The 6,550-nt window shown below is 66.3% G+C and carries 6 protein-coding genes; 4 read left to right on the top strand and 2 right to left on the bottom strand.

Going from position 1 to position 6,550, the window contains the following annotated elements:
- A partial coding sequence (locus tag AC1D00_RS21260) for a PAS domain-containing protein (RefSeq protein ID WP_477012010.1) occupies positions 1–1,314 on the bottom strand: 1,314 nt, incomplete at its 3' end.
- Between the two features lie 222 nt (positions 1,315–1,536).
- On the opposite strand from AC1D00_RS21260, the gene AC1D00_RS21255 reads away from it, so the two are divergent.
- The 4 genes from AC1D00_RS21255 to AC1D00_RS21240 all read left to right on the top strand — a co-directional run bounded on the left by AC1D00_RS21255 (position 1,537) and on the right by AC1D00_RS21240 (position 6,141).
- The gene (locus AC1D00_RS21255; protein WP_271575840.1) at positions 1,537–2,619 is read left to right on the top strand and encodes a zinc-binding metallopeptidase family protein; all 1,083 of its coding nucleotides are present in this window, start codon (positions 1,537–1,539) and stop codon (positions 2,617–2,619) included.
- A 186-nt stretch (positions 2,620–2,805) separates the two neighbouring features.
- Positions 2,806–4,821: an acetyl-CoA carboxylase biotin carboxylase subunit gene (locus tag AC1D00_RS21250; protein WP_404557096.1), complete on the top strand. Its 2,016-nt coding sequence runs from the start codon at positions 2,806–2,808 to the stop codon at positions 4,819–4,821.
- A gap of 157 nt (positions 4,822–4,978) precedes the next feature.
- A complete protein-coding gene (locus AC1D00_RS21245; RefSeq protein ID WP_404557094.1) occupies positions 4,979–5,845 on the top strand; it encodes an isocitrate lyase/PEP mutase family protein in 867 nt (288 codons plus the stop codon).
- Positions 5,842–6,141 (top strand): acylphosphatase, encoded by a 300-nt coding sequence (locus tag AC1D00_RS21240; protein ID WP_404557092.1) that lies wholly within the window; start codon positions 5,842–5,844, stop codon positions 6,139–6,141. Before AC1D00_RS21245 ends, AC1D00_RS21240 begins: the two co-directional genes overlap by 4 nt.
- Positions 6,142–6,273: 132 nt before the next feature.
- On the opposite strand, the gene AC1D00_RS21235 is transcribed toward AC1D00_RS21240, so the two are convergent.
- Positions 6,274–6,550 (bottom strand): response regulator (locus AC1D00_RS21235; protein ID WP_477012009.1); only part of this gene is annotated, 277 nt, incomplete at its 5' end.

Raw genomic sequence — 6,550 nt, 5'->3', positions numbered from 1 at the left:
GCGCTCGGTGATGTCGACGGCCTCGGGCACTGCGCCGGTGATGTTGCCGTGGCGGTCGAGCACGGGGCGCATGCCGAACTCGAAATCGCGCTCGCCGGCCGGCAGGCGCAGCCGCATCTCCATCCGCACCGCTTCGCCCCTCAGCACCGTCTCAAAGGCCTCGCGCGCGACGTCGCTCATGCCCGGGGTGCCGGTGAACCACGGCGTGTCCCAGAACGGCTGGCCGATGACGTCCCGTGCCTCGGCGCAGATGCCGGCGAGCGTGGTCTTGTTCGCGTAGAGCAATTCGCCCTTGAGATTGACCAGCCCCTGATACTGGTTGCTGGTCTCCAGGATCGCGCGCAGCCGGGCCTCGTTGGATTCGAGCTCGGCGGTACGCTCGACGATGCGTTCTTCCAGCGTCTCGTTCAGCCGCCGCAGCTCGATCTCGGCCTGCTTGGCGGCGGTGACGTCGTGGGCGACGCCGATGAAGCCGATATGCTTGCCGGTCGGATCCCAGCGCGGCTGGGATTCGGAGCGCAGCCAGCGCCATTCGCCGCCGGCGTTCTTGTAACGCGCTTCCAGCACGAAGGGTTTCAGCGACGCTTCACCCTGGACGGATTGCTGGAGCACATGCGGCAGGTCGTCCGGATGCAGCACCTTGCGCCAGTCGAAATCGATGGCCTCCTCGTAGGGCAGGCCGACGAAGTCGACATAGGCCTGGTTGGCGAAGGAACGCTTGCGGTCGAGTTTTGTGACCCAGATCGGCACCGGCGCGCTGTCGGCGATCAGCCGAAACCGCTCCTCGCTCTCGCGCAACGTCTCACGGGCGAGCATCTGGTCGGTGATGTCGATATGGGCGCCGACGAGACGGATGGCGCGCCCGTCGCTGCCACGCTCGATCTTGGCGACGACACGGATCCAGCGGGTCTCGCTGTCGCTCGGACGGATGATGCGGTATTCGGCGGTATAATCCTCGCTGGTCCCGGCCAGCGCATCGAAGAAGTGCGTCACCGCGGCGTCGCGGTCATCGGGATGGATGCGGCCGACCCAGTCCTCGTGCGATTCGTCGGCGGCCTCGGGAGGCAGGCCGTGGATCATCAGGTATTCCGGCGAGCGACGGTTCTTGAAGCCCTCGCGGAAGTCGACCTCGAGGCCGCCGACCTTGCCGATGCGCTGGATGCGCGCGAGCTCGGCCTCGCGCTCCTGGAGCGCGCGATAGGCATTGTCGCGCTCGCGCGCGACGTCTTCGAGGTGCTGGCGCAGCCTTTCGGCGGCGATTGTCTCTGGCAAAGTATCGTTCAAGGCGTCGGCCGTTGTGATGCGTGTGCGCACGTGCCGGACCAATATTCACACAGACAAAGCGTGATAGCCATTGCTCAAAGGGGATAGATTGTCGGTAAAGGCCCGCGGCCAGCCTGAACGCGGAAAAGTCCGGTCAGCTAACGGCGGGGCTGGCTATTTGTTCCGAAGATTGGAACGATGCGTCTGCGGACGCGTCTTTGCGAGGCGCCACGACGCTCATTCATAAAACTCCGTTTTCGAAGAGGCTAAATCTTGAAGCTCTTTGTCTGCCAGTCCTGCGGCAACGTTCTCTATTTCGAGAACCGCGCCTGCGGACGTTGCGGTCACCGCGTCGCCTTCCTCCCGGAGAAGGAGACGATGTCGGCGCTCGAGCCGGACGGCGAGGCTCAGGCGGTGTCCTGGACGACGCTGGCCGACAAGGGCAGGGGACGGATGCTCTGCCGCAATGCCGAGTACGATGCCTGCAACTGGCTGACGGATCCGGGCGATACCAACGGATATTGTCGCGCCTGCCGCCACAACGGGATGGTGCCTGATCTCTCCGATCCGGCTCAGCTCGCCGGCTGGCGCGAGCTGGAGGTGGCGAAACACCGGCTGTTCTATTCCCTGATCCGCTGGAAGCTGCCGCTCCAGAACCGGCAGGACAATCCCGAGCACGGCCTGATCTTCAACTTCCTCGCCGACGATCCGAACAGCGGACAGAGGATCATGACCGGCCATGACAACGGCCTGGTCACGATCGCGCTTACCGAAACCGACGGCATCGAGCGCGAGCGGCGCAGGCTGGAGATGGGCGAGCCCTATCGGACGCTGCTCGGGCATTTCCGCCACGAGGTCGGACATTATTTCTGGGATGTGCTGGTCCGCGCGGGCGGCAAGCTCGACGCATGCCGTGCTGTCTTCGGCGACGATTCGGCCGATTACGGCCAGGCCTTGCAGCGCCATTATGCCGAAGGCGCGCCGCCGGACTGGCAGCAGAACTATGTCTCTGCCTACGCCACGACACACCCCTGGGAAGATTTCGCCGAAACCTGGGCGCACTACCTCCATATCGTCGACACCCTGGAGATGGCCTCCGAGTTCGGTATGGAGGTGCGGCCGCGGGTCGATCGCGACGGAGAGTTGTCGACGCGGCTCCGGTTCAACCCCTACGAGGCGCGGGACGTCCAGACGCTGGTCGACGCATGGCTGCCCTTCACCTTCGCCCTGAACAGCGTCAACCGCGCCATGGGCATGCGCGACCTCTATCCGTTCATCCTGTCGCAGGCGGTGGTCGCCAAACTGGACTTCATTCACGCCCTGGTACGGGGCGTGGCCAAGGCCGGGAAGCCGTAGGCCGGCCCGCGGCTCGCCAAGCCCGTTGCCCAAGTCCATTTTGGTCTTGCGCTGGTACGCCAGAGGGGCCGGATTTAGACCGTTGCCTCCGGCCTATTTTGATGTACCACGGGGGCCACACGGCCCGTCCCAGAGGCCCCAACGGTCGGGGAAGGGTCCCGCCCAAGGTCGAGACTCAAGAAAAGCATGTTCAAACGCATCCTGATCGCCAATCGCGGCGAAATCGCCTGCCGGGTCATCAAGACTGCCCGCCGGATGGGAATTGAAACGGTCGCGGTCTATTCCGAGGCCGACCGCGACGCCCTCCATGTCGAGATGGCGGACGAGGCGGTGCTGATCGGCCCGCCGGCCGCCGCCGAGAGCTATCTGGTGATCGAGAAGATCGTCGAGGCCTGCCGCAAGACGGGCGCCGAGGCGGTGCATCCCGGCTACGGCTTCCTTTCCGAGCGCGAGGCCTTTCCGCGCGCGCTGGAAGCCGCCGGCATCGTCTTCATCGGCCCGAACCCGGGCGCGATCGCCGCGATGGGCGACAAGATCGAATCCAAGAAGGCGGCCGCCAAGGCCAAGGTCTCGACCGTGCCGGGCTATCTCGGCGTCATCGAGGACGACAAGCACGCGGTCCGCATCGCCGACGAGATCGGCTACCCCGTGATGATCAAGGCCTCCGCCGGCGGCGGCGGCAAGGGCATGCGCATCGCGCATTCGAAGAGCGAGGTCGCCGAGGGCTTTAACCTCGCCAAGGCGGAGGCCAAGGCCTCGTTCGGCGACGACCGCGTCTTCGTCGAGAAGTTCATCGTCGATCCCCGCCACATCGAGATCCAGGTGCTGGGCGACAAGCACGGCAACGTCATCTATCTCGGCGAGCGCGAATGCTCGATCCAGCGCCGCAACCAGAAGGTCATCGAGGAGGCGCCGTCGCCGCTGCTCGACGAGGCCACCCGCCGCAAGATGGGCGAGCAGGCGGTCGCGCTGGCCAAGGCCGTGAACTACGATTCCGCCGGCACCGTCGAGTTCGTCGCCGGCCAGGACAAGAGCTTCTTCTTCCTGGAGATGAACACGCGCCTGCAGGTCGAGCATCCCGTCACCGAACTCGTGACCGGCATCGACCTCGTCGAGCAGATGATCCGGGTTGCCGCCGGCGAGAAGCTCGGCCTTGCGCAGAAGGACGTCACGCTCACCGGCTGGGCCGTGGAATCCCGCCTCTACGCCGAAGACCCGTTCCGCAACTTCCTGCCTTCGATCGGGCGCCTGGTGAAGTATCGTCCGCCGGCGGAAGCCAGCCAGGACGGCATCACGATCCGCAACGACACCGGCGTGCAGGAGGGCGGCGAGATCTCGATCCACTACGATCCGATGATCGCCAAGCTCGTCACCCACGCACCCTCGCGCGCGGCCGCGATCGAGGCACAGGCGACGGCACTGGACTCGTTCTATGTCGACGGCATCAGGCACAACATCCCGTTCCTGTCGGCGCTGATGCATCATCCGCGCTGGCGCGAGGGCCGGCTCTCGACCGGCTTCATCGCCGAGGAATTCCCCAAGGGCTTTGCGGTGCGCGTGCCCGAAGGCGAGGTCGCCCGGCGGATCGCTGCGGTCGGCGCCGCCATCGATCACGTGCTTGGCGAGCGCAAGCGCCAGATCTCGGGCCAGATGGGCGGCCGGATCGTGCAGCGTGAGCGCCGCCGCGCGGTCTGGCTCGATCGCCAGGAGATTGGGCTCGAGGTCGCGCGCGAGGGCGAGGCGATCGCGATCCGCTTCGTCGATGCCGACGGCAAGGCCGGCAATGCGCATCTGTTGCAGTCGCCGTGGAAGCCGGGCGATCCGGTCTGGCAGGGCACCATCGACGGCCACTTCGTCGCGGTGCAGACGCGCCCGGTTCCCAACGGCATCCGCCTTGCGCATCAGGGCGTCGAGGTGCCGGTCTATGTCTGGACCGAGGCCGAAGCCGCCTCGGCGCGGCTGATGCCGGTGACCACGGCCTCCGACACCGGCAAGAAGCTGCTCTGCCCGATGCCCGGGCTGATCGTCTCGATCGCGGTGAGCGAGGGGCAGGAGATCAAGGCCGGCGAGACGCTCGCGGTGGTCGAAGCGATGAAGATGCAGAACGTGCTCCGCGCAGAGCGGGACGGCACCGTGAAGAAGATCCACGCCAGCGCCGGTGCCACGCTCGCGGTCGATGCACTGATTTTGGAGTTTGCGTAAAGAGTGCGAGTGGGGTCCTAAGCGGCTCCACGAGCTTCGACATTGCGAGCGCAGCGAAGCAATCCAGACTGCCTCCGTGGAAAGATTCTGGATTGCTTCGCTGCGCTCGCAATGACGGAGTATGTTGCGACGGAGTTGCACTAACCGAGACAGCACCATGGCCTTCCGTTCCCGCCGCGAAAAATTGCGATCGATCCTGTCGGGTCCGGCCTGCATCCATCCCGGCTCGGTCTATGACGCCATCTCGATCCGCATCGCCGATGATCTCGGCTTTCCGCTCGGCATGTTCGGCGGCTCGGTGGCCTCGCTCGCCGTGCTCGGCGACCCCGATATCACGCTGATCACGCTCACCGAACTCGCCGAGCAGATGCGGCGGATGTCGCGCGCCTCCGCGCTGCCGGTGCTGGTCGATGCCGATCACGGCTATGGCAATGCGCTCAACGTGCGCCGCACCGTGCAGGAGCTGGAGACGGCGGGGGCGGCCGGCCTCACCATCGAGGACACGCTGCTGCCGGCCGCCTTCGGTGAAGCGAAGACGCAACTGATCTCGCTGGAGGAGGGCGTCGGCAAGATGAAGGCGGCGCTCAGCGGCCGCAGCGATCCCTCGCTCGTCATCATGGGCCGTACCGGCGCGGCCGCGATCACGTCGCCCGAAGATGCCATCCGGCGCGCGCGGGCATACGAGGCGACCGGCGTCGACGCGCTGTTCTTCACCGGCATCAAGTCGCGCGCGGAGCTCGAGGCCGTCGCGTCCGCCACGCATCTTCCGATCGTGCTCGGTGGTGCGCCGGAAGAATTGAATGCGCCCGATTATCTCGTCTCCCAGCGCGTGCGCATCGCGCTCCAGGGCCATGCGCCGATCGCGGCTGCGACGCAGGCCGTCCACGACACGCTGAAGGCGCTGCGCGAAGGCACGCCGCCTAAAGCACTCAAGGGATTGGCGTCCGCGGAATTGACCAGCCGTGTCATGCGCGAGGCCGAGACGAAGGCGCGCAGCGCCGATGTGCTCGGACTCAAGAAATGAGCCGGGCGATCCTCCAGGTCATGATCCGCGGCCGCGTGCAGGGCGTCGGCTATCGTGCCTGGGTCGAATACCAGGCCACCGCGAGCGGGCTCGAAGGCTGGGTCCGCAATCGCCGCGACGGCAGCGTGGAAGCGCTGTTCGCGGGCGCGCCGAACCACGTCGCCGACATGGTGGCGCTGTGCCGCCATGGTCCGCCATCCGCGCGCGTCGACAGCGTCACCAGCGAGACCGCCGGTGCGGATGAACTGAACCTGCGCAGGGCAGGGGAGACGTTCTCGGTTCTGCCGACGGTGTAGCTGCGCGCTCACAAAAGGTCGTCATGCCCGGGCTTGTCCCGGGCATCCACGTTCTCTGTACTGCGCGGGAAGGCGTGGATGGCCGGGTCAAGCCCGGCCATGACGCAGTGAGGGCGGGGAGAGGTGAAACAATCACCTCGGCAATTTCGCGATCGCCTCGCTCAGCTCGTGGATCTCATACGGCTTGCGCAGGATCGGGAAGTCGCCGCGCACGTCGGCGGCGGCCTCGCTGTAGCCGGTGGCGAGCAGGATCGGCAGGCCGGGGCGGATCAGGCGCAGATGATGGGCGAGGGTGAGGCCGTCCATCTTGCCGGGCATCACGATGTCCGAGAAGACGAAGTCGACGCCGTTTTGCTCGAGCTCGCGCAGCGCGGATTCCGCGTCGGGGACGCGGCGAACGCGGTAGCCG

Source organism: Bradyrhizobium sp. P2_E8 (genome assembly GCF_056403875.1).
This window is presented reverse-complemented; position numbering and strand designations above follow the sequence as displayed.